21 protein-coding genes, 1 tRNA gene, 1 other RNA gene and 1 pseudogene are annotated in these 23944 nt (G+C 62.2%); 9 read left to right on the top strand and 15 right to left on the bottom strand.

The features are described 5' to 3' along the window. Window positions 1–6: 6 nt before the first annotated feature. Complete coding sequence (locus AC1RDS_RS04120) at window positions 7–1206, top strand: CaiB/BaiF CoA transferase family protein (RefSeq protein WP_092697897.1); 1200 nt, start codon at window positions 7–9, stop codon at window positions 1204–1206. Continuing rightward, on the top strand, window positions 1203–2042 hold the full coding sequence (locus AC1RDS_RS04115; protein ID WP_092697898.1) for a citryl-CoA lyase: 840 nt from the start codon (window positions 1203–1205) through the stop codon (window positions 2040–2042). The genes AC1RDS_RS04120 and AC1RDS_RS04115 overlap by 4 nt, the downstream gene beginning before the upstream one ends. Window positions 2043–2293: 251 nt before the next feature. Here AC1RDS_RS04115 and AC1RDS_RS04110 read toward each other — a convergent pair whose 3' ends face one another. The 8 genes and pseudogenes from AC1RDS_RS04110 to AC1RDS_RS04075 all read right to left on the bottom strand — a co-directional run bounded on the left by AC1RDS_RS04110 (window position 2294) and on the right by AC1RDS_RS04075 (window position 12699). Then, complete coding sequence (locus tag AC1RDS_RS04110) at window positions 2294–3469, bottom strand: acetyl-CoA C-acyltransferase (RefSeq protein ID WP_092697899.1); 1176 nt, start codon at window positions 3467–3469, stop codon at window positions 2294–2296. A gap of 33 nt (window positions 3470–3502) precedes the next feature. Next, window positions 3503–5602 (bottom strand): 3-hydroxyacyl-CoA dehydrogenase NAD-binding domain-containing protein, encoded by a 2100-nt coding sequence (locus AC1RDS_RS04105; protein WP_092697900.1) that lies wholly within the window; start codon window positions 5600–5602, stop codon window positions 3503–3505. Between the two features lie 207 nt (window positions 5603–5809). After that, a complete protein-coding gene (locus AC1RDS_RS04100) occupies window positions 5810–6505 on the bottom strand; it encodes an ABC transporter ATP-binding protein (protein WP_092697901.1) in 696 nt (231 codons plus the stop codon). Window position 6506: 1 nt separating this feature from the next. Then, the gene (locus AC1RDS_RS04095) at window positions 6507–7289 is read right to left on the bottom strand and encodes an ABC transporter ATP-binding protein (RefSeq protein WP_092697902.1); all 783 of its coding nucleotides are present in this window, start codon (window positions 7287–7289) and stop codon (window positions 6507–6509) included. A 2-nt stretch (window positions 7290–7291) separates the two neighbouring features. Beyond that, window positions 7292–8615, bottom strand: a pseudogene (locus AC1RDS_RS04090) (branched-chain amino acid ABC transporter permease). Window positions 8616–8619: 4 nt separating this feature from the next. Next, a complete protein-coding gene (locus AC1RDS_RS04085) occupies window positions 8620–9573 on the bottom strand; it encodes a branched-chain amino acid ABC transporter permease (RefSeq protein WP_026437649.1) in 954 nt (317 codons plus the stop codon). Window positions 9574–9641: 68 nt separating this feature from the next. Continuing rightward, complete coding sequence (locus tag AC1RDS_RS04080; protein ID WP_092697904.1) at window positions 9642–10874, bottom strand: branched-chain amino acid ABC transporter substrate-binding protein; 1233 nt, start codon at window positions 10872–10874, stop codon at window positions 9642–9644. 181 nt (window positions 10875–11055) lie between these two features. Further along, complete coding sequence (locus tag AC1RDS_RS04075; protein WP_092697905.1) at window positions 11056–12699, bottom strand: 3-(methylthio)propionyl-CoA ligase; 1644 nt, start codon at window positions 12697–12699, stop codon at window positions 11056–11058. Window positions 12700–13027: 328 nt separating this feature from the next. Between AC1RDS_RS04075 and AC1RDS_RS04070 the strand changes: the two genes are divergently transcribed. The 6 genes from AC1RDS_RS04070 to AC1RDS_RS04045 all read left to right on the top strand — a co-directional run bounded on the left by AC1RDS_RS04070 (window position 13028) and on the right by AC1RDS_RS04045 (window position 17407). Continuing rightward, window positions 13028–13720, top strand: a complete 693-nt coding sequence (locus AC1RDS_RS04070; protein ID WP_092697906.1) for a Crp/Fnr family transcriptional regulator — start codon at window positions 13028–13030, stop codon at window positions 13718–13720. Between the two features lie 76 nt (window positions 13721–13796). Beyond that, entirely contained in the window at window positions 13797–15281 is a 1485-nt protein-coding gene (locus tag AC1RDS_RS04065; protein ID WP_026437653.1) for a protein adenylyltransferase SelO, read from the top strand. Further along, window positions 15278–15691 (top strand): peptide-methionine (R)-S-oxide reductase MsrB, encoded by a 414-nt coding sequence (msrB, locus tag AC1RDS_RS04060; protein ID WP_026437654.1) that lies wholly within the window; start codon window positions 15278–15280, stop codon window positions 15689–15691. The genes AC1RDS_RS04065 and msrB overlap by 4 nt, the downstream gene beginning before the upstream one ends. Window positions 15692–15727: 36 nt before the next feature. Next, a complete protein-coding gene (locus AC1RDS_RS04055) occupies window positions 15728–16282 on the top strand; it encodes a septation protein A (protein WP_026437655.1) in 555 nt (184 codons plus the stop codon). Beyond that, entirely contained in the window at window positions 16279–16554 is a 276-nt protein-coding gene (locus AC1RDS_RS04050) for a BolA family protein (protein WP_026437656.1), read from the top strand. Before AC1RDS_RS04055 ends, AC1RDS_RS04050 begins: the two co-directional genes overlap by 4 nt. Window positions 16555–16621: 67 nt before the next feature. After that, entirely contained in the window at window positions 16622–17407 is a 786-nt protein-coding gene (locus AC1RDS_RS04045; protein ID WP_026437657.1) for a foldase protein PrsA, read from the top strand. A 187-nt stretch (window positions 17408–17594) separates the two neighbouring features. Here the strand turns inward: AC1RDS_RS04045 and AC1RDS_RS04040 are convergent. From AC1RDS_RS04040 to AC1RDS_RS04030, 3 genes are all read right to left on the bottom strand, one after another. Next, window positions 17595–17671 (bottom strand) — tRNA-Pro (locus AC1RDS_RS04040). Window positions 17672–17767: 96 nt separating this feature from the next. Continuing rightward, on the bottom strand, window positions 17768–18016 hold the full coding sequence (infA, locus tag AC1RDS_RS04035) for a translation initiation factor IF-1 (RefSeq protein ID WP_024815327.1): 249 nt from the start codon (window positions 18014–18016) through the stop codon (window positions 17768–17770). 244 nt (window positions 18017–18260) lie between these two features. Continuing rightward, window positions 18261–19463, bottom strand: a complete 1203-nt coding sequence (locus tag AC1RDS_RS04030) for an HPP family protein (RefSeq protein WP_092697907.1) — start codon at window positions 19461–19463, stop codon at window positions 18261–18263. A 374-nt stretch (window positions 19464–19837) separates the two neighbouring features. Between AC1RDS_RS04030 and asd the strand changes: the two genes are divergently transcribed. Beyond that, entirely contained in the window at window positions 19838–20689 is an 852-nt protein-coding gene (gene asd, locus AC1RDS_RS04025; protein WP_092697986.1) for an archaetidylserine decarboxylase, read from the top strand. 106 nt (window positions 20690–20795) lie between these two features. Here asd and AC1RDS_RS04020 read toward each other — a convergent pair whose 3' ends face one another. The 4 genes from AC1RDS_RS04020 to AC1RDS_RS04005 all read right to left on the bottom strand — a co-directional run bounded on the left by AC1RDS_RS04020 (window position 20796) and on the right by AC1RDS_RS04005 (window position 23936). Continuing rightward, window positions 20796–21977, bottom strand: a complete 1182-nt coding sequence (locus AC1RDS_RS04020) for an MFS transporter (RefSeq protein WP_092697908.1) — start codon at window positions 21975–21977, stop codon at window positions 20796–20798. Between the two features lie 12 nt (window positions 21978–21989). Continuing rightward, the gene (locus tag AC1RDS_RS04015) at window positions 21990–22532 is read right to left on the bottom strand and encodes a Chromate resistance protein ChrB (RefSeq protein WP_092697909.1); all 543 of its coding nucleotides are present in this window, start codon (window positions 22530–22532) and stop codon (window positions 21990–21992) included. A gap of 338 nt (window positions 22533–22870) precedes the next feature. After that, window positions 22871–23257, bottom strand: a transfer-messenger RNA (tmRNA) gene (gene ssrA, locus AC1RDS_RS04010). A gap of 13 nt (window positions 23258–23270) precedes the next feature. Beyond that, entirely contained in the window at window positions 23271–23936 is a 666-nt protein-coding gene (locus AC1RDS_RS04005; protein ID WP_092697910.1) for an HAD-IA family hydrolase, read from the bottom strand. Window positions 23937–23944: the final 8 nt, after the last annotated feature.

Here is a 23944-nt window from a genome sequence, read left to right as displayed (position 1 = left end):
AGCGTCATGTCCAATGCGCTTCGCGGCGTCCGCGTCCTTGACCTCACCAACGTGCTGGCAGGGCCCTTCGCCTGCCACCAGCTGGCCCACATGGGCGCCGACGTCATCAAGGTGGAGACCCGCAACGGCGGCGACCTGGCGCGCCAGCTCGGCGCCGACCCCGAGCTGAACAAGCGCTACATGGGCGTCTCGTTTCTGGCGCAGAACCCGGGCAAGCGCTCCATCACCATCGACTTCAAGCACCCGACCGGAAAAGACGTATTCAGGAAACTGGTGCGCACGGCCGACGTCGTGGTAGAGAACTTCCGCCCCGGCGTCATGCAGCGCCTGGGACTTGGCTACGACGAACTCCTGAAGGAGAACCCCAAGCTCATCTACTGCGCCATCTCGGGATTTGGCCAGGATGGGCCGCTTCGCGACCTGCCGGCGTACGACCAAATCATCCAGGGCATGTCAGGCGTCATGAGCATCACCGGTGCGCCAGAGAACGCGCCTTACCGCGTCGGCTATCCGGTCGCCGACACGATTGGGGGCATCACCGCGGCATTCGCGGTCGCGGCAGCCTTGGCGGACCGGGAGCGCAGCGGCGGAACCTTCATCGATGTCTCGATGCTCGAAGCCGTCATGGCGACCATGGGATGGGCGGTCTCGAACCACCTGATTGCAGGTCGCGAGCCCAAGCCCATGGGCAACGAGAACGTGACCGCCAGCCCGTCCGGAACTTTCCGTACCGGTGACGGACTTCTGAACATCGCCGCCAACAAGCAAGAGCAGTTCGAGGCCGTGTGCCAGGTCGTGGGACGCCCCGAACTCATCACCGACGCGCGCTTCAGCGAACGACAGGCTCGCCTGCAGCACCGGTTCGAACTCAAGGCAGCTTTAGAGGAAGCCATGGCCATGAAGTCGACGGACGAGTGGTGGACACTTTTCAATCAGGCTGGCGTGCCTGCAGGCCCTGTCTACTCGGTTCCCCAGGCCCTTGAACACCCCCAGGTGGCTGAACGCGGCATGGTGGGTCGCTTTGACAATGTGCCCGGTGTCGGTCGCGACATTCGCCTGGTACGCACAGGCTTCAAGGTGAATGGCCAAGCACCTCGGGTCGACTCAGCGCCACCCACGCTGGGGCAGCACTCTGATGAAATTCTGGCGGAACTGGGCTATTCGCCTCTGGAAATTGAGGCACTGAAAGAGGAGAAGGCAGTATGACGGACACGACACCCGATGCACGCAAGGCCACCGAGGACTGGTGGCGCACAAGCATCATCGACATGTCGCCTGGCGTCATCCGCTACCGCGGGTACCCCATCGAAGACTTGATTCGCGAGCGAGTCAGCCTGGCGCAGATGATCTGGCTGATGACGCGTGGTGAACTTCCCACCCGCGTCCAGGGCGAACTGCTGGAGTCCGCTCTGATGTCCGCGGTCGACCATGGTCCGCAAGCTCCGAGCATTGCCATTGCACGCATGGCCGCTACGTGTGGCGTTGGCCTCAACAGCGCCATGGCCTCGGCAGTCAATGTCCTGGGCGATGTTCACGGGGGCGCGGGCGAACAAGCCGTGGAGCTTTATGAAGACATCGCTGCGCGGATGGACGCGGGCGCAACCGAGGACGACGCAGTTGCGGCGGGGCTTCGGGCGTTTGTGGAAGTCCATGGCAAGGTCATCTCGGGTTTTGGGCATCGCTTTCACCCTGTAGACCCTAGAAGTGCTCCTTTGCTGGAGCTCGTCGATGAAGCAGCCAAGAAGGGTGAGGTGAGCGGCAGGTTTGCGCGCATCGGGCGAGCCGTTGAAGCAACGCTGAGCGCGAGCAAAGGCAAGCCAATCCCCATGAACATCGATGGGGCCACCGCGGTGATCTACGCTGAGCTTGGTTTTCCAGCGCCATTGGCGCGGGGGCTCTTCTGTCTATCGAGGTCGGTCGGCGTGCTTGCCCACGCGTGGGAACAAACACAGCAAGGCGGCCGCATCAAGGGGCCGATACCCCGCCAGTTCATTCCCACATACCAGGGGCAGCCAAAGAGGAAGGTGCCGGTTCAACGTTAACAGGAGCTGGCCAAGTCGCGTCCCACGCCGCAGAGGTTCACTCAGCAGACGATTTCGCACAGGCGGCCAATGTCTGCTGGGGGCCGACTGCCGTCCGCCCCCCAAGCTGCGCGGCAACGCAACCAAGGCATCTCAAGCCCTCCAGGCACCCAGCACCCATTCATCAATCACCAGCAGCAAATAAATAGCAAACGCCCCACGCAAACCTTGCGGCCTGCGCGGGGCGTTGCGTTCTAACCGGCCGTCAGCGCTTACAGCACTTCAAACACGCCCGCCGCACCCATGCCGCCGCCGATGCACATGGTCACGCACACGCGCTTGGCGCCACGGCGTTTGCCTTCGATAAGGGCGTGGCCCGTGAGGCGCTGGCCGCTCATGCCATAGGGGTGGCCCACAGCGATGGCACCACCGTTGACATTGAGCTTGTCGGCAGGGATGCCCAGCTTGTCGCGGCAGTAGAGCACCTGCACGGCGAAGGCTTCGTTCAGCTCCCACAGGTCGATGTCGTTCATCGACAGGCCCAGGCGCTTGAGCACCTTGGGGATGGCGAACACGGGGCCGATCCCCATTTCGTCGGGTTCGCAACCGGCCACCGCGAAGCCCAGGAAACGGCCCAGGGGCTTGAGGCCTTTCTTCGCGACCAGGTCTTCGTGCATGACGACCACGGCACCGGCCCCATCCGAGAGCTGGCTCGAATTGCCAGCCGACATCAGGCCGCCCGGCAGGGCCGAGCGCAGGCCCTTGATGCCGTCGTAGGAGGTGCCGGCGCGGATGCCTTCGTCCACGCTCACCGTCACCTGCCTGGTGGTCAGGCCCATGGCCTTGTCGGCCACACCCATGGTCACGGTGATGGGTGCGATTTCGTCGGTGAACAGGCCCGCCTCCAACGCAGCGGCAGCCTTCTGCTGGCTGGCGGCGCCGTATTCGTCCATGGCCTGGCGGCTGATGTTGTAGCGCTTGGCGACCTGCTCGGCCGTCTGCAGCATGGGCCAGTAGACCTCGGGCTTGTTCTTCATGAGCCAGGTCTCCTGCAGCATGTGCTGATTCATTTCCTGCGCGGTGCAGGAGATGGTTTCCAGGCCGCCGGCCACATAGATGTCGCCTTCGTTGGCGATGATGCGCTGGGCGGCGGTGGCGATGGTCTGCAGGCCCGACGAGCAGAAGCGGTTGATGGTCATACCCGACACGGTGACGGGGCAGCCGGCGCGCAGGGCGGCCTGGCGGGCAATATTGGCGCCGCTGGCACCTTCGGGGGTGCCGCAGCCCATGATGACGTCGTCCACTTCGGCGGCTTCAATGCCGGCGCGCTGGATGGCGTGCTCGATCACGTGGCCGCCCAGCGTGGCGCCGTGGGTCATGTTGAAGGCGCCCTTCCAGCTCTTCGTCAAGGGGGTGCGTGCGGTCGATACGATTACTGCGGAAGTCATGTTGGTTCCTTGTTCGGTGGTGTAGCTGGGCGCTCAGTTGAAGGCCTTGCCTTCGGCGGCCAGCTTGGCCAGCAGCGGCGCGGGCTTCCAGAACGCGGCGTCGTCCAGCGGGTTCTTGGCAAAGCGGTTCATGGCCTGGACCACGTTGAACAGGCCGACTTCGTTGGCGTAGTTCAGCGGGCCGCCACGGTGCACCGGGAAGCCGTAGCCAAAGATGTAGACCACGTCGATGTCACTGGCCTTGTTGGCAATGCCTTCTTCGAGGATGTGGGCGGCTTCGTTGACCAGGCTGAACACCAGGCGCTGCACGATTTCCTCGTCGGAGATCTTGCGCGGGGTGATGCCGAGCGACGCGCGGTGGTCCTCGATCATCTTCACCACTTCGGCGTTCGGGATCGCGTCGCGCTTGCCAGGCACGTAGTCGTACCAGCCGGCGCCAGTCTTCTGGCCGAAGCGGCCCTTCTCGCACAGCAAGTCGGCGGTCTTGCTGTACTTCATGTCGGGCTTTTCGGTGTAGCGGCGCTTGCGGATGGCCCAGCCGATGTCGTTGCCGGCCAGGTCGCCCATGCGGAACGGCCCCATGGCCATGCCGAATTTTTCCATCGCCTTGTCCACCTGCTCGGGCGTGCAGCCTTCGTCGAGCAGGAAGCCGCCCTGGCGGCCGTATTGCTCGATCATGCGGTTGCCGATGAAACCATCGCACACGCCGGAGACCACGGCGGTCTTCCTGATCTTCTTGGCCATGGCCATCACGGTGGCCAGCACGTCCTTGGCGGTGGCGTCGCCACGCACCACTTCGAGCAGCTTCATCACGTTGGCCGGGCTGAAGAAGTGCAGGCCCACCACGTCCTGCGGCCGCTGGGTGAAATTGGCGATCTTGTTGACGTCGAGCGTGGAGGTGTTGGAGGCCAGGATGGCGCCGGGCTTCATCACGGCGTCGAGCTGCTTGAACACGGCTTCCTTCACGCCCAGTTCCTCAAACACCGCCTCGATCACGAGGTCGGCATCCTTGAGGTCGTCATAGCTCAGCGTGGTGGACAGCAGGGCCATGCGCTGCTCGTACTTGTCCTGCTTGAGCTTGCCCTTCTTGACCTGGGCTTCGTAGTTCTTTCGGATGGTGGCGATGCCACGGTCCAGCGCCTCCTGCTTCATCTCCAGCATCTTCACGGGGATGCCGGCGTTGAGGAAGTTCATGGCAATGCCACCGCCCATGGTGCCGGCACCGATCACGGCCACGGCCTGGATGTCGCGCTTGGGGGTGTCGGAAGGCACGTCGGGAATCTTGCTCGCAGCACGCTCGGCCAGGAACAGGTGGCGCAGCGAGCGCGATTCGGGTGTCCACATCAGGTTGATGAACAGCTCGCGCTCGAACAGCAGGCCATCGGCAAACTTCTTCTTGGTGGCGGCCTCGACGGCGTCCACGCACTTGGCGGGCGCCGGGAAGTTCTTGCTCATGCCCTTGACCATGTTGCGCGCGAACTGGAAGTACGCGTCGCCCTGCGGGTGCTTGCAGGGCAGATTGCGCACCAGGGGCATGGGGCGCACGTCGGCCACGCTCTGCGCGAAAGCCAGGGCCTCGGCGGCCAATGCCTCAGGCGATGCCGCCATCTTGTCGAACAGCTTCTGGCCGGGCATGGAGCCGAGCAGCTCGCTCTTGACGGGCTCGCCGCTCACGATCATGTTCAGGGCTGCCTCCACACCGACCACGCGCGGCAGGCGCTGGGTGCCGCCAGCGCCGGGCAGGATGCCCAGCTTCACTTCGGGCAGGGCCACGCTGCAACCAGGGGCTGCAATACGGTAATGGCAGCCCAGGGCCAGCTCCAGTCCACCGCCCATGCAGACCGAGTGGATCGCGGCCACCACGGGCTTGGGCGAATTCTCCACGGCAGCAATCACGGAGTGCAGGTTGGGCTCTTGCAGTGATTTGTCGGTGCCGAATTCCTTGATGTCGGCGCCGCCGGAAAACGCACCGCCCGCACCGGTGATGACGATGGACGTCACCGCGGCATCGTCATTGGCACGGGTCAGGCCGTCCACAATGCCCTGGCGGGTCGACAGGCCGAGCCCGTTGACGGGAGGATTGGCCAGCGTGATCACGGCAACGGAGCCGTGGACTTTGTATTCAGCGGTCATGCTGTTGTTCCTTGAAAATTATAAAAGAACGATCGTGCGATTTTTATTGTAGAGAGTTCTGCCAGCGTTGACTGTGCCGATTTGTCTCGCCCGGGACAAACGACGAACAGCCACTCAGATGGGAGCAAATGCGGCCCATGGAACAAGGCAGTGAGCACCTCGCCGGCGCCAGCAGGCCTGAGCCCCCTGCATCGCCGGCCCGCGTGGTCAGACCTCCAACCACTCTTTGCGGACATAGCTGTCGGCCCGCAAGGTTTCGGGGGTTCCCTGGAAAACGATGCTGCCATGGCCCATGACCAGCGTCCGGTCGGAGATGGTCATGGCGATGGTGAGCTTTTGCTCGATCAGCAGAACCGAGATGCCGCGCGATTGGATGGTCTGCAAGTATTGCCCCACCAGTTCAACGATCTTGGGAGCCAGGCCCTCGGTGGGTTCGTCGATGATGATGAGGTCGGGGTCGCCCATCAGGGTACGGCACAGGGTGAGCATCTGCTGCTCGCCGCCCGACATCACGCCCGCCTCGATGTTGCGGCGCTCCTTGAGGCGGGGGAACATGTCGTACATGTCATCAAACGACCACCGGCTGCCCTTGCCCTTGCCTTTTTGCCCCAGCAGCAGGTTCTGGTGCACCGTGAGGTTGGGAAAGACATCGCGGCTTTCGGGCACATAACCAATGCCCAGATGGGCAATCTCGTAGGCCTTTTTTCCCTTGAGGGCCTGCCCCTTCCATTGCACCGAGCCTTCCCAGTCCACCAGGCCCATCACGGCCTTGGCCGTGGTGGAGCGGCCCGATCCATTGCGCCCCAGCAAGGCCACGATTTCACCGGGCTGGATATCGAAGGAAACACCATGGAGCACATGGCTTTTGCCGTAGTAGGCGTGGAGGTTGTCGATTTTCAGCATGTCAATGTCCCCCCGCCTGTGCATCGGCCACGGCGGAGCCCAGGTAGGCTTCTTGCACGCGCGCATTGGCGCGCACCTTGTCGGGGGTGTCAAAGGCGATGACCTCGCCATACACCACCACGGCAATCTTGTCGGCCAGGCCGAACACCACGCCCATGTCGTGCTCCACCGTGAGCAGGGTGCGGCCTTCGGTCACCTCCTTGATGAGGTGGATGAAGCGCGTGGTTTCGCTGCGGCTCATGCCGGCGGTGGGCTCGTCGAGCAAGATCACATTGGCGCCGCCGGCAATGGTGACGCCGATCTCCAGGGCGCGCTGCTCGGCGTAGGTCAGGTTCACGGCCAGGGTGTCACGCTTCTTGTCGAGCTTGATCATCTCCATGAGCTGCCTGGCGCGCTCGTTGGCGTCGTCCAGCTTCGAGAGAAATCGCAGGAAGGTGTACTTGTAGCCCATGCTCCAGAGCACGCCGCAGCGCAGGTTTTCAAACACACTCAGCTTGGGAAAGATGTTGGTGATCTGAAAGCTGCGCGACAAGCCCATGCGGTTGATTTCGTAGGGTGCCTTGCCGTCGATGCGCTGGCCATTGAGCAGCACCTCGCCGCTGGTGGGGCCAAAGCGCCCGCTGATCAGGTTGAACAGCGTGGACTTGCCCGCGCCATTCGGGCCGATGATGGCCACCCGCTCGCCGGGCTTCACGGCCAGGTTCACGCCACGGATGATTTCTGTCTTGCCAAAGCTCTTGCGCAGGTCACGCAGTTCGAGCGCACACGGTGCGTTTGTCGCCATGGTCACAGCGCCTCCCCCCGCTTGATTTCGTGTTCGATCTCTTCCTGGATAGTGCCCCACTGGCGCACAAACTGGCGCCGGCACAGCTCAAACAAGCCGAGCCCCGTCAGCAGCACAAACCCTGCGCCAAACCAGCTGCCCACCGAGTTGGCATGCAAGGTGGCACCCAGAAAATCAAGCTCCGGCCCCAAGGCGGCATTGAGCTGCAGGTGATAGGTCATCTCCACCATGGCTGCGGCCCCCAGCACGGCCACCAGTGCGGTGCCGCCCAGCGCCAGGTACGAGGGCCACAGGCCGCGCAGCTTGCCAAACTTGGCCAGGCGCAGATTCATCATGACCAGACTGGCAATGCCGCCGGGCGCATACATCACCATGAACAGGAAGACGAGCCCCAGGTACAGCAGCCAGGCCTTGGACAACTCCGACAGCAGCACCGACGCCAGCACCAGCAAGACCGCACCGATGATGGGCCCGAAGAAGAAAGTGGCCCCCCCCCAGGAAGGTGAACAGCAGATACCCGCCCGAGCGCAGCACATTCACGCTGTCGGCCCCCGTGACGATCTCGAAATTGATCGCCGTGAGCCCCCCCCCGATGCCGGCAAAGAAGCCCGCGATGATGAAGGCGAAGTAGCGCACGCGCTGGGTGTTGTAGCCGATGAATTCGACGCGCTCGGGGTTGTCGCGCACGGCATTGAGGATGCGCCCCAGCGGCGTGCCCGTGAAGGCGAACATGGCGGCGGTGCAGACAAAGCAATACGCAGCGATCAGGTAATACACCTGGATGGCGGGGCCGAACGTGATGCCAAAGAACGACTGGCCATACACACGGTCGGTGGTGATACCGCCCTCACCGCCAAAAAACTCGGGAAACATCAGCGCCATCGAGGCCACCAGCTCGCCGATACCCAGCGTGATCATGGCGAACGTGGTGCCCGATTTCTTGGTCGTCACGAACCCGAGCAGGATGGCGAAGAACATGCCGGCCAGGCCGCCCACCAGGGGAATCAGCACCAGCGGCACCGGCATTGCACCCTTGCCCGCGAGGTTCATCACATGGATGGCGATGAACGAGCCCAGGCCGGTGTACACCGCATGCCCGAAGCTCAGCATGCCGCCCTGCCCCAGCAGCATGTTGTAGGACAGGCAGATGATGATGAGGTAGCCGATCTGCGAGAGCATGGTCAGCGCCAGGCTGCTGCGAAACAGCATGGGCGCGACGATGAGCACAAGCGCAAACAGGCTCCAGATGACCAGGCGGCCCACGTTCCATGGCTTGAACCGGTGGTATTGCGTGGCCGGAGAAACAGTTGTAGTGGTGGACTTCATAGCCTCAGTCTTCCCGGGTACCCAGCAGGCCCTTGGGGCGGAAGATCAAAATCAGAACCAGAAAAAGATACGGCAGGATGGGTGCCACCTGTGAGACCGTGAGCTTGAGCAAGGGCCAGCCAAAGGTCGCTTCCGACACTGCCACACCCATGCCCTGCAGCGCCGATGCCAGCGAGTAATCGATGGCCACGGCAAAGGTCTGCACCAGGCCAATCAGCAGCGAGGCCAGAAAGGCCCCGGCCAGCGAGCCCATGCCGCCCACCACCACCACCACAAAGATGATGGAGCCGACCGAGGCCGCCATCGCGGGCTCGGTGACATAGGTATTGCCGCCAATCACACCGGCCAGCCCCGCCAGGGCCGCACCACCGCCAAACACCAGCATGAACACGCGGGGCACGTTGTGGCCCAGGGCCTCCACCATCTCGGGGTGCTTGAGGGCCGCCTGTATCACCAGACCAATGCGGGTGCGGGTGAGCAGCAGCCACACCGACACCAGCATCAGCAATGCCACCAGCATCACGAAGGAACGTGACCTGGGAAACTGCGTTCCATACAGCGTGAACAAGGGCCCCTGCAACTGCGTGGGCAGCCCATAGGGGACCGTGGAACGCCCCCACACCAGCTGCACCAGCTCCAGGATCAGATAAGACAACCCGAACGTCACCAGCAACTCTGGCACATGGCCAAACTTGTGCACGCGGCGCAGGCTGTAGCGTTCAAACAGGGCACCCATGGCCCCCACCAGCAGGGGGGCCAGCACCAGCGCGGGCCAGAAGCCCACCACGCTCGAAATCGTGTAGGCGATGTAGGCCCCCAGCATGTAAAAGCTGGTGTGCGCGAAATTGAGGACCCCCATCATGCTGAAGATGAGGGTGAGGCCGGAGCTGAGCATGAACAGCAGCAGGCCGTAGCTCACGCCATTGAGCGTGGAGATCACGAAAAACTCAGGATTCATTGGAATTTTTCATTGCTGGGTAAAAAAAAGGCCCGAGTAGGTCGGGCCTCGAAGCGATGGAGCCGAATTTACGGACGCTTCATCTGGCACGAGGTGGGCGTGCTGGCCACATAGGGCTCGTAGTACTTCACCGGAACGAACGTGTAGCCGGTGCCCTCGGAGTCGAGCGGGTACTTGCCCCCGGCCTTCTCCCACTTGGAGATGAACAGGCCCTGCTGCAGCTGGTGGTCGGCCTTGCGCATTTCGACCTCGCCATTGAAGCTCTTGAACTTCATGCCTTCGAGCACGGCAGCCACCTTGACGGGATCGGTCGACTTTGCCTTGGCAAAACCTTCGGACAGCATGGAGAAGGCGTGGTACACGGCGCCGGTGTACATGTCGTCATTGAACTTCTTCTTGTAGTCCAGCACGATCTGGTTCAGCGGGCCCGGCAAATTCATGTGGGCGTAAGCCGCCATGTACACACGGCCCGCTGCTGCGGCACCCATGGCAGTGGGGCTGCCGGTCACGGAACCGTAGTAGGTGTAGAAGTTGACATTGTTCAGGCCGGCGTCGTTGGCCGCCTTGATGAGCAGCGCCAGGTCGGAACCCCAGTTGCCGGTGATCACACTGTCGGCGCCCGAAGCCTTGATCTTGGCGATGTAGGGCGAGAAGTCCCGCACCTGGGCCAGCGGGTGCAGGTCGTCACCGACGAACTGCACATCGGGGCGCTTGCGCTTCATCATGTCCTTGGCGAACTTGGAAACCTGGTGGCCGTGCGAGTAGTTCTGGTTGATCAGGTAGACCTTCTTGACTTCTGGAAGATCCTTCATGTAGGTGGTCAGCGCTTCCATCTTCATGGAGGTGTCGGCATCCAGACGGAAGTGCCAGTAGCTGCACTTGCTGTTGGTGAGGTCGGGGTCCACGGCCGCGTAGTTGAGGAACAGGACTTCCTTGCCGGGATTGCGGGCGTTGTGCTTTTCGAGCGCGTCGATGATGGCCAGCGCGGGGCCGGAACCATTGCCCTGCACTACGTAGCGTGCACCCTGGTCCATGGCCGAGCGCAGGGCGCTGGTGGTTTCCTGCGGGCTCAGCTTGTTGTCGATGCCGATGATTTCAAATTTGACGCCGGCTGCATTCTTCTTGTTGAACTCTTCCGCCAGAAACTGGAAGCTCTTGAGCTGGTTCGTACCCACCGCAGCCATGAGACCCGAGAGTGGATCCAGCCAGGCGATCTTGACCGTTTCACCCTTTTGGGCGAACGCGCCGCCAGCGCTTACCAGAATGACGGATGCAGCTACTGCTTTGATAGCAAATTTCATGGTCTTGTCTCCTGTTGAATCAACCGAACGCAGCGTACCGCGTTGCACCAAACCACCCCTCAGGGATTGCCCCTAGCAGCTATCGCGCAGGCGACTGGCCCGCCGAAAGCCAACGACATGCCGCAAGCGACCGGCATGTCAGCGGGCAGCGCGCTCCCCCGAGCGCCACGCCCACTGCGGTTCACAAGCCGGGCAAACGGTAGTCCTTGAGCTGTTCGCGCAGCTTGGCCTTGAGCATCTTTCCGGTGGCACCGATCGGAATGGCGTCCACAAACACCACGTCATCGGGCACCTGCCACTTGGCGGTCTTGCCCTCGAAGAAGGCCAGCAGTTCCTCGCGACTCGCTTCGGCACCGGGCTTCAGGGCCACGGCGATGATCGGGCGCTCATCCCACTTGGGGTGCGGCATACCGATGCACGCCGCCATGGCGATGGCCGGGTGCGCCATGGCGATGTTCTCGATGTCGATGGAGCTGATCCACTCGCCGCCGGACTTGATCACATCCTTGCTGCGGTCGGTGATCTGCATGAAGCCATCGGCGTCGATGGTGGCCACATCGCCTGTGGGGAACCAACCGCGTCCCTGTGCGTCGGGTACCAGCGGGCTGCCGCCTTCGCTGCGGTAATAGTCGGCCACGATCCATGGCCCCTTCACCAGCAGGTCGCCATAGCTCTTGCCGTCCCAGGGCAGTTCATTGCCCGCGCTGTCGACGATCTTCATGTCCACGCCGTAGATGGCGCGCCCCTGCTTTTGCAGGATCTTCATCTGCCCATCGCGCGGCAGTGCGAGGTGCTTGTTCTTGAGCGTGCACAGCGTGCCCAGGGGGCTCATCTCGGTCATGCCCCAGGCATGCAGCACCGACACACCGAATTCATCCTGGAAGGCATGGATCATGGCGGGCGGGCAGGCAGAGCCGCCAATCACCGTGCGGTTGAGCGTGCTGAACTTCAGGCCCCCAGCCTTGACATGGTTCAGCAGCATCTGCCAGACCGTGGGCACGCCGGCGGCGAAGGTCACCCCTTCCGCCTCGATCAGCTCGTACACCGATTTGCCATCCAGTGCCGGCCCGGGAAACACCAGCTTGCAGCCGGTCAGCGGTGCCGAATAGGGGATGCCCCAGGCATTGACGTGGAACATCGGCACTACAGGCAATACAGAGTCACGCGCCGAGAGGCCCATCACATCGGGCAGTGCCGCCGCATAGGCATGCAGCGTGGTGGAGCGATGGCTGTAGAGCGCCGCCTTGGGATTGCCGGTGGTGCCGCTCGTGTAGCACATGCTGGAGGCCGAGTTTTCGTCGAACACCGGCCAGGCGTAATCGCTCGATGCACCGCCTATCCACGCCTCGTAGCTCACCAGGCCCGGAATGCCCGAATCGGCGGGCAGCTTGTCGGCATCGCACAGCGCCACCCACTTCCTCACCGAAGGGCAGCGCGCATGCACGGCCTGCACCAGCGGCAGGAAGGTGGTGTCAAAGCACAGCACCTGGTCTTGCGCATGGTTGACTATCCATGCGATCTGGTCAGGATGCAGGCGTGGGTTGACGGTGTGCAGCACACGGCCGGATCCGCTCACGCCAAAGTACATCTCCATGTGGCGATAGCCGTTCCATGCCAGCGAAGCCACGCGGTCGCTGAACTCCAGGCCCATGCCATCCAGCACGTTGGCCAGTTGCTTGGAGCGCAATGCGAGGTCGCGATAGGTGTAGCGATGGATGTCTCCCTCGACCCGGCGTGAAACGATTTCTGCATCGCCGTGGTGCCGTTCGGCAAACTCGATCAGCGACGAAATCAGCAGTGGTTGGCTCTGCATCAGGCCCAGCATGTGCGCTCCTTGAAAGTCATGTGATTTGGAATCCTTATCCTACCGTGGCAAGGTCGCGCAAACGCTTACGCCGCGCGCCCTGCAGGCCGACGCCGCTGCTGCTCAGCCGCCGTTGCAAACGCACGTGGATGCAAGGCGCCAAGCCGCTCTCGGCCCGTGCGACAGTCTGCAGCGTTTCGCGTCCGGCGCCAACACATGTCGCGCGGCTGACAGGTGGCGCGGGTTTTCCCGCCCCTGCGGCCGGTAGGTTCCCATTCATTTGTTCACTCCCCCCTTTCGTCGGCAGCGCCGACCGCGGCGGAGCCAGCCACCAGCGCCGCGCGGCACAATGCAAGCAATGTTTTCCGCTCCCTCTGCCCAGCGATTCATCGCCACCCAACCGTGGTTCCACAGCCTTTCGCCGGGACGGCAGGAAGAAGTGCGCGATGCCGTGCAGACACTGCAGGGCGGCAAGGGCGAAACCATGCTGGCCGCGGGCACCGCGGTTCAGGGCTGGCATGCCGTGCTCAGCGGCCTGGTGATGCTGCACAGCCCTGAAGCGCGCGGGCGGCACTCCGCGTTTCTGGGCGTGCCTGATGGCGAGTGGTTCGGAGAAGGCTCGGCCATGAAGCCCGAACCCCGCCGCTACCACGTCGTCGCGCTGCGCGAGACACGGCTGCTGTGTCTGCCGCTGCCGCTGTTCTCGGCACTGCGCGACACCAGCCTTGCTTTCAACCAGTACCTGGCCAACCACCTCAACATGCGGCTCGGCCAGGCCATGGCCATCATCGAAGCCGGCCGCATGCGCTCGCCCGAGCACCGCGTGGCGCTGTACCTGAGCCCCCTGTTCTGGCGCAGCACGCGGCGCATCCTGCTCACCCAGGAAGAACTGGGGCACCTGGCAGGACTGTCGCGCCAAACGGTCAACCGCGTGCTGCGCACATTGGAGGCCCTGCGCATCGTCACGCTGGACCTGGGGCGCGTGGCCGTGGTGGACGACGACGCACTGCGCGCCTACCTGGCAGCCACCATCGACAACTGAACAGCCGCGCGCAGCGGGCCAACGCACGCAAGGCCCTGCGGGCGCCGGGGCATCCCGACTACGAGACAATGCCCCCATGAACCCCCATGCCGACTGCCCCCCCGCCCCACCGTTGGACCTGACGGACGACTGCGGCGGTTTTGCGAGCCTGGGACCGGCATTCTTTACCCACCTGAATCCCACGCCTTTGCCCCAGCCATACTGGGTGGGCACCAGCGGCGGCGTGGCGGATCTGCTGGGCCTGGACGCCGCCTGGCTGGCGTCCGACGAAGCCCTGCGGGTGTTCACGGGCAATGCCTGCCCTCCCGGCAGCCGCCCGCTGGCCAGTGTCTACAGCGGCCACCAATTTGGCGTCTGGGCAGGACAACTGGGCGACGGGCGCGCGATCCTGCTGGGCGAAACCACCGGTGGGCTGGAAGTGCAGCTCAAGGGCAGCGGCCGCACCCCATACTCGCGCATGGGCGATGGGCGCGCGGTGCTGCGCTCCAGCATCCGCGAGTTTCTGTGCAGCGAAGCCATGCATGCACTGGGCATACCGAGCTCGCGGGCTCTGTGCGTCACCGGATCACCCGCCCCCGTGCACCGCGAGGAGACAGAGACCGCCGCCGTAGTGACCCGGGTGGCACAGAGCTTCATCCGCTTCGGCCATTTCGAGCATTTCGCCGCGCGCGACATGGAAAAAGAACTGCGCACGCTGGCCGACTATGTGATCGACCGCTATTACCCGGCCTGCCGCACTGCACCGCAGCCGGGTGGCAACGCCTATGCAGCCTTGCTGCAGGCCGTGAGCGAGCGCACGGCAACGATGGTGGCGCAATGGCAGGCCGTGGGTTTTTGCCACGGCGTGATGAACACCGACAACATGAGCATCCTGGGCCTGACGATCGACTACGGCCCCTTCCAGTTCCTGGATGCGTTCGTGCCCGGCCATGTCTGCAACCACAGCGATACCCAGGGCCGATACGCCTACAACCGCCAGCCCAACGTGGCTTACTGGAACCTGTTTTGCCTGGCCCAGGCACTGCTGCCGCTGATCGGCGACCAAGAGCTGGCCCAAGCGGCCCTGGTATCGTACAAAACCGTCTTCTCCACCGAATTCATGGCCCGCATGCGCGCCAAGCTGGGCCTTGTGCAGGAGGGTGCCGGCGATGCCGATCTGATCGACGGCATCTTGCTGCTGCTGGCCAAAAACGGCGTGGACTACACCATCTTCTGGCGCCGCCTGTCGCAGGCGGTGGCGCACAACGACTTCGAGCCCGTGCGTGACCTGTTTGCAGACCCTGCGGGTTGGGACCGGTGGGAGCTATCTTATTCAGCGCTTCTGGCGCTTATGAATAAAGAGCTATCGGCCGATTTGATGCTAAAAACCAACCCCAAGTTCGTGCTGCGCAACCACCTGGGCGAGCAGGCCATCCGCGCGGCGAAACTTGGCGATTTTTCCGAGCTACGCACCTTGCAGCGCCTGCTGGAGCGTCCGTTCGACGAACACCCCGGCCACGATGCCTGGGCCGACTTTCCGCCCGACTGGGCGTCCTCCATCGAGATCAGCTGTTCATCATGAACTTTCCTCTCCAGAAAACCGACGCCGAATGGCAAGCCATCCTGCGCGAAAAAGGCGCCGAACCTGCAGCCCTGCAGGTCACGCGCCATGCGGCCACAGAACGCCCCTTCACTGGCAAATACGAGGCCCACTGGGCCGATGGCAGCTACCACTGCATCTGCTGCGGGGCCAAGTTGTTTGATGCCGCCACCAAGTTCGATGCCGGCTGCGGCTGGCCAAGCTTCTCGCAGGCAGTACCGGGCGCCATTGCCGAAATCGTCGATCACAGCCACGGCATGGTCCGCACCGAAACCGTGTGTGCACAATGCGGTGCGCACCTGGGCCATGTCTTCGAAGACGGCCCGGCGCCAACCGGCCTGCGCTACTGCATGAATTCGGCCTCGCTCGATTTCGAGCCCGACGCCCCCTGAAACACGCCCAGACCATCACCCCTACCCTCAGGCGACATGAAACTACTGATCGATTTCTTTCCCATCTTCCTGTTCTTTGCGGCGTTCAAGATCTGGGGTATCTACATCGCCACGGCGGTGGCCATTGCCGCCACGGCGGTGCAGATCGGCTACCTGCATTACAAGCACGGCAAGGTCGAACCCATGCAATGGCTCAGCCTGGGGGTGATCGTGCTATTCGGCGGCGCCACCCTGCTCTCGCACAGCGACACCTTCATCAAATGGAAGCCCACGGTGCTGTACTGGCTGATGGGTGGCGCGCTGCTGGGCGGCCAGCTGTTCTTCCGCAAGAATTTGCTCAAGTCCCTGATGGGTGCCCAGATGGATCTGCCAGAGTCCGCCTGGCGCACGATGAACTGGAGCTGGACGGGCTTCTTTGCCGTCATGGGCGTGCTCAACCTCTGGGTGGCCTATCACTTTGATACCGACACCTGGGTCACCTTCAAGCTGTTTGGCGGCATGGGCCTGATGTTCGTGTTTGTGCTGGCGCAGGCACTGTATCTGAGCCGCTACATGAAGGACACCGACGACACCAAAGGGCCACAGGCATGACCGCAAACCAACTTCCCATCCTGGCCCAGGCCATGCAGCAGCGCCTGATTGAAAAACTCACCCCCACCCATGTGCAAGTGCTGGACGAAAGTGCCGCCCACGCGGGCCATGCGGGCGCCAACGGCACGGGTTTCGGAACCCATTTCAGGGTGCGCATTGCGTCACCCCTGCTTACAGGAAAAGGCCGCGTGGCGCAGCATCGCCTTGTGTATGATGCGCTGCAAGAATTTATTGACCAGGGCGTTCACGCCATCGCCATTGAAGTTCTCTGAACCGGCACCCATCTATGCAGCTGCCGGCCTTCAGCCTGCAATCACCCTCTCATTTTTTGGATTCCGCATGAAGAAACAGATCCTGTCAGGCCTCGTGGCCGCTGCCGTGCTGGGTACGATGGCCCTGCCCGTTTCCGCCCAGAACATTGCCATCGTGAACGGCAAGGCCGTACCCAAAGAGCGCGCCGAAGTCCTGCGCCAGCAGGTGGAGCGGTCCGGTCGCCCTGTGACCCCTGAAGTGGAAGGCCAGATCAAGGAAGAAGTGATCGCCCGCGAAATCTTCCTGCAGGAAGCGCAAAAGCGTGGCCTGGAGACATCGACAGACTACAAGGCACAGATGGAACTGGCCCGCCAGACCATCCTGATCCGCGAACTGTTCGCCGATTTCCAGAAAAACAACCCCGTCACGGACGCTGAAATCCAGGCCGAGTACGACAAGTTCGCGGCAGCCAACAGTGGCAAGGAATACAAGGCCAGCCACATCCTGGTGGACAAGGAAGCCGATGCCAAGGCCATCATTGCCTCCATCAAGAAAGGCGCCAAGTTTGAAGACATCGCCAAGAAGCAATCCAAGGATCCAGGCTCTGGCGCCAAGGGCGGCGATCTGGACTGGGCCAATCCCGCCAGCTATGTGAGCGAATTCACCGAAGCCCTGATCAAGCTCAGCAAGGGCAAGATGACCGAGACCCCTGTCAAGAGCCAGTTTGGCTGGCACGTGATCCGCCTGGACGATATGCGCCAGGCCCAGTTGCCCAAGCTGGACGAGGTCAAGCCCCAGGTGGCGCAGCAACTGCAGCAGCAAAAGCTGGCTAAGTTCCAGGAAGAACTGCGCGCCAAGGCCAAGGTGGAATAAAAAGGGAAGTCGCCGCGTTCACCCGGAACGCCCACTCACCCACAGGAAACGCGGCCCAGGCCGCGTTTTTTTTATGGTGATGATGTGGTTCTCATCGCGAATGGGCTGGAGCTTGGCAAAGCACCATACTCCCATTAGGCAGAAAGCAAAAAGGACTTGCAGCTTGTGCTGCAAGTCCTTTGAACATTGGTCGGAGCGGCGGGATTCGAACTCGCGACCCTCTGCTCCCAAAGCAGATGCGCTACCAGGCTGCGCTACGCTCCGACAGCTCGTATTCTAACCCGAAAATCCGGCCTGTTTTGGATTTGACGCATTTCATTTTTACGTCTCTCCTGCGGCAGGAGCCGCCATGGAGAAAAATCAACGGCTGGAGGGCCCTGGACCACGACCCGCCAGATGGCGGAAAGTGATGCGTCCCTTGGTCAAATCGTAGGGCGACAATTCCAGCGACACCTTGTCGCCCGCCAAAATGCGGATATGGTGCTTGCGCATCTTTCCACCGGTGTAGGCAATCAGCTGGTGGCCGTTTTCCAAGGTGACGCGAAAACGCGAATCCGGCAAAACTTCCGTCACGGAGCCTTGCATTTCAATGAGTTCTTCTTTGGCCATGGTTATCTCTTAAAAACAAATATTCTGTGGTTGGCACACCAGCACATCGTGCATCCACGACCGCCGTTACCGTGCCTTCAGGGGGCTCGGGGCACGGTGCTTTGCGGGCGGGGGAGTCGCTGCACCCGGGGCGCAGATCAGAAAAGAGGCCGGGGAGACGGCTTCAATGGACAGGCGAGGCGCTGTGCATGAGCCTGCTGATTGTAGCGCGATGTCCCCGGTCTGCCTATGCCGGCGCGCCAAACTACCCAGCAGGGGTGGAGCCCGCCACTTGCGGAATCTGCAAGGCGCCAGCCAGCGTGCGCACCAGATCTGTCTGGGTAATGATGCCCACCAACTGCTGACGGGTGTCCACTACCGGAATGTGATGATGCCCACCCTGCGAAAAAAGAGGCACGAGATCCATGGCGTGCTGCTGTTCTCCAATCACTTGTACAGGGTGCGACATGATCTCGCCCACCGATGCCGGCTGGCCGCTGCGGCCCATCACCAGTGTCCGCAATCGCTGCCCCAGACCTTCGTGCATATCCAGGTTGGCAAGCCGCATGAAGTCCGCCACGGTGACGATACCCACCACAAGGCGATGTGCATCCACCACGGGAAGCGCCTTGACCTGCTGGCTGCGCATCAGTGCCCAGGCGTCCTTGAGCGACACTCCCGCCTCCACGGCCAACGGCGGCTTGGACATGACGTCCGAACAGCGCAGATCGCCCAGCGTGCGCTGAAAGGCCGCCCGACCGGCCAGATGCAACAACCCTTCCAGATCCTCGCGGCTCACATCGAGAAGCTGGTTGTAGTGAGACAACGCGGCATCCACGTCCGATGCGGCAAAGGGTCCCGATTGTGGCGGGCCCGCTGGTTCGCGCCAGCGTTGCGAATGCGGATATTGGCGCCCCGTCAGGGTGTTGTAGGCCACACCCAAAACCACCAGAACCAAGGCGTTGAAGCAAATCGGAAAAGCCGCCAGTTGCAATCCGTTGCCCTGGGCTATCACAACATACAGTGCCATGGCACCACCTGGCGGATGCAGGCAACGCAGGGGCACCATGAGCGCCATGGAAAGCCCCACCGCCAGTGCTCCTGCAACGGCAGGATCGGGCACCAGCGCCGCACAAACACCGCCCACCAGTGCCGACAGAGTACTGCCGCCCAGCACCGGCCAGGGTTGGGCCAATGGGCTGGACGGCATGCCAAAGACCAGAATGGCGCTCGCACCCAGCGAGCCCACCATCCACGGGCCAGCGTGGCCTATCGCCCACCAGCGACTCAGCAGGGCTGCAATCAGGACACCGAGCGAGACCCCTGCAATCACCCGAAGTCTTTCACGGCCATCAATGCCCACCGGCGCGGGCCAGAAACGACGAAGCCAGCGCATCCACCGCGCGCCAGGCGATGTCAGAAGTGTGGCAGGAGGGGTGGGAGGAAGGCCCGAATGTGGAGAGGACATGACGCAATCGCAAACGCCAGGGCACCGTCGCACCTCAGCTTATCGTGTTCGTGGTTCAGACTCATTCACGAAAAAATCGCACTGAACCAGCACCTGGCCCCGTATTTTGCCGAAGTCCGCCGAAGTGCGATGGACGCCCGACCAAAACCCGGCAGCAAAGCATCTGCCAGCATTTCTTGCACCCACCGCCACGCGCGCCGAGCCGCCTCGGCAAAACGGGTTTCGGTTTCCAGGGCTGTCGCACGGTGATTTCGCTGCGCACCGAACACGCAGAACCAACCCCAGTCACTGCAAGAGCTGCGGGGATGCATGGCACCAGTCCCGAGGCATGCGGCCGATAGAATCAGCCGCTTTCGTCCTTGAGAGGCTTGCCCGTGTCTGATCGTCTGGCAGTTCTGCCGCAGTACCTCATGCCCAAGCGGGCACTCACCACGCTGGCCGGCAGATTTGCGTCGGCACGGCTGGGAGGCCTGACCACCGCGGTGATACGCCGCTTTGTGGCCCGCTACAACGTGAACATGGCAGAGGCGGCCAATCCGGACATCGCCAGCTATCCATCATTCAACGACTTTTTCACGCGCGCGCTGAAACCGGGCTTGCGCCCGCTGGCATCGGCCGATCTGATTTGCCCAGTGGACGGAACCATCAGCCAGCTTGGCCGCATAGAAAAAGACCTGATCTTTCAAGCCAAGGGCCACCACTACTCCACAACCGCGCTGGTGGGTGGTGATGCCGCACTGGCAGCGCGCTTTGATCACGGCCATTTCGCCACCTTGTACCTGAGTCCACGTGACTACCACCGCATCCACATGCCCTGCGCGGGCCAACTCACGCGAATGGTGCATGTGCCGGGTGACCTTTTTTCCGTGAACCCCACCACGGCGCGTGGCGTACCGGGCCTTTTTGCACGCAATGAGCGCGTGGTGTGCGTCTTTGAATCAGACCACGGGCCTTTTGTGCTGGTACTGGTGGGAGCCACCATCGTGGGCAGCATGGCCACCGTATGGCATGGTCAGGTGAACCCGCCCCGCACGGGCCAGCTGCGGCAATGGAACTATGCAGCGGGCCAGGTAAGCCTGCAGCAAGGCGAAGAAATGGGACGTTTCCTGCTGGGCTCTACCGTGGTGATGCTTTTCCCGCAGGGGCCGCTGGAGTTCAATCATGACTGGGCGGCTGCGCGGCCAATCCAACTCGGGGAAGCCATGGCCCGGCGCAGTAGCCGCTAATGCAACCAGCAACCATCCCCGGCAAAGCCAGGGGCATGCGGGATGGGAGCCGCCCGAAGCAGCTGCCATGGGTCACTGACACGGCACCGCCCGCGTACAGCCTCGATCAGAATTTCTTGAACAAGCCGAGCAAAGCCACACCGCAGAAAGCGGCACCCGCATAAAAGGTGAACGAGGCTCCGAACTGATCCCACAGCAGCCCAGCGACGACGCTGGCGATCAACATGGCAAGACCGCTGACCAGGTTGAAGAAGCCGAAGGCGGTTCCACGAAGGTCGGCGGGTGCCGCATCTGCAACCATCGTCGCCAACAAGCCCTGCGTCATGCCCATGTGAACACCCCACAGCGCCACGCCTGCGAGCACCGTCGTCCAGTGGTCATCCATCGCCAAGACCAAATCGGCAGCAACCAGGACGACCAAGCCCCAAGCCAAGAGCTTCTTGTGGCTCATCCGGTCCGACAACTTCCCGAACGGATAGGCCGACGCTGCGTAGACGACATTCATGGCCACCATCACCAACGGCACCAACGCAACGGCGATGCCGCTCTGCTGGGCTCGCAACACCAGAAAGGCTTCGCTGAATCGGGCCAGAGTGAATACCGCGCCCACACCGACGACCCACCAATACGCGCCGCTCAAGCGCTTGAGGTTTTCACGACTGATCGGGTTGGTGCGCTTTTCGCCAACGTGGCGCTCGGGCTCGCGCACACCAAACAGTAGCAATACGACCGCGAGCAACCCGGGAATCACGGCCACCCAGAACACCGCCCGAAAATCGTTGGCCCACAGCAGCATCAGGCCGACGGCTAGCAGCGGGCCGAGAAACGCCCCCACGGTGTCGAGGGACTGGCGCAGCCCGAACGCTGCGCCACGCACTTCGGGCGGGGCGATATCCGCCACCAACGCATCACGCGGAGCGCCGCGCACGCCTTTGCCGACCCGATCCAGCAGGCGTGCTGTGAGCACGATGCCGGTGGTGGGTGCGATAGCAAAAAGGGGCTTGGTCAAGGCCCCCAATGCGTAGCCAAAAACGGCCAGGCCTTTGCGCTTGCCCAGATAGTCGCTGATCGCACCCGAGAACACCTTGACGATCAACGCAGTCGATTCGGCCAGGCCTTCGATCAAGCCGACCGCAAATGCGCTTGCACCCAGCGTGCCGACCATGAATAGCGGTAGCAGGCTGTGGATCATCTCGGAAGAGATGTCCATCAGCATGCTCACGAACCCGAGCACCCAGATGCCGGATGGAATCCTGCTGAGCGACGTTGTTGTTGTCGTTGTTGTCATGATCAATGGGTGTTAACGGTTTTCGTCGTGGGCCTCGAACACACGCTGGGCGTAGGCGTCCAGCAGCAATGCACACGCTTGCAGCCGCTGCTGGGCATCAGTTGCCAGGGTCGCCCCATAGAAGTCGAGCTTGCCAAGCTTCTCCAGCCAGGACTGGAGCTTTTTCAGGTCAACATCGTTCTCCTCCAACTCCGCGTAGGTGAACTTTTGGGCTGCAGTTTCCTTGGCGATCTCTGACTCGAAGTCCTTGCATTTGTCGAGGAACTCGGCGTACTCCTCATCACGGTCAGCCTTGAAACGGGCTATCACCTTTTCCGCCTGCGCTTCGTCGAGTGCGGCCGTCTCCAACAGGACAGAATCGCCGGACATCTCGCTGATCTCGTGCCCAATGATCTTGAGGCGCCGCGTGTGATCGTCAGTCTTGGGAAGTAGACAGACCCCGTTCTGGAGGTAGACGGCCCCCATCCCCTTGAGCTTGCGCCAGAGGGCGATGCGCCTCTTGGCCGGCTCGGGCGGCACCTTGTACGTCAGTAGCAGCCAAGCAATCGAGTTCATACTTCTATTTTAATGTAACGACCGTTGCATTTTAATTGTTCGAAGAAATTTTTGCTAGTAAAGCACACGGCGGCCAACCCACTGTCGCGGCTGGGTCGCCACAGCTACAGGGGTTGCTAACTACAACCTGACCTCTCTAAACCCGCGCCAGCAAAGGAAGTGACCTGGAGAACGCTCGCGTGACCACCAGAAAAAACGGAGAACAGAGAGGCGTCGGCAGGGGCGAAAACGCCGACTTCGCAGGGGTGGCGCTCGCGAGACCATGACCGGAATCCGCGCCAGCACTGGGGGAATGGGCAAAAAAAATCCCAACCGATAAGGGTTGGGATTTCACATTATGGTGGAGCTGGCGGGAATTGAACCCGCGTCCGCAAGCCTTTATCGGGCAGATCTACATGTTTAGCGGTCTGTTTTAAGTCTCGCCATCGGCATCGCGCAGTCGCACGCTACACCGGCCGCCAGTACCCTATTTTCTCGCCCCAATCCAAGGTACCCGGATCGAAGCCAGCCCATGTAATTATCCTTGCAGCCGGGAGGAACTGATTGCTCAGAACCCCCTTGCCCAGCCCATCGGCCAACTGTTGCAAGGCTCACTGGCAATTAAGCAGCGAGTGCGAAACGTTCGTCGTTTGCAGTTAGTTTGTTAAATCGAGATTTACGAGCGTGACTCAAGCTCGACATGCACCACACCGATTCCGAACCCACGTCGAAACCAGGACAGCCCCTATGGGAAGCATTTTAGGCCTTCCCGAGCAATTGCAAGAGCTCTGCCGGAGAATTAATTACCGCCTGAGCGCCCCATTGCAAAGGATTTGCCGTCGCTCCCAGATATCCATACGTCGCAGCCACCGTTCCCATGCCAGCTGCACGCCCCGCAACGATATCCCGCTCGTCGTCACCCACATAGATACAAAGGCCAGGATCCAATCCCAGGCGCGACGCGGCTTCCAGGAGTGGCGCAGGGTGCGGTTTGGCATGGGGCGTGGTGTCCCCGCTCACAACGGCGCTGGCGGTACTGAACAACGGCATGGCAAGGGTCAGCGGGCCGGTGAAGCGGGCCGATTTATTGGTAACCACACCCCATGCCATTTGCCGCTGCAGCAGTTGCTCGATCAGTTGAGAGATCCCATCAAAAACAGTGGTCAGATGGGTCATGCGCCTTTCGTAATTGACGAAAAACTCTTCGCGGTACGCTGCATAGTCTGGGTGCTCCGGCGTCAGACCAAAGGCCTCACCCAGCATGCCCCGCGCTCCCGCGCCAGCCATGGGACGATAACGGTCTGAAGGCAAGGAGGGCATACCACGGTCGGTGCGCATCTTGTCGGCCGCCGCACCAAGATCAGGAGCGCTATCGATCAAGGTTCCATCCAGATCGAACAAGACAGCACGAATGTTGTGAAACATGCAGCGCC

The sequence above is a fragment of the Acidovorax sp. GW823-FHT02H02 genome (genome assembly GCF_058797075.1).
The sequence above is the reverse complement of the archived record's forward strand: the minus strand, read 5'-3'. Positions and strand labels throughout refer to the sequence as shown.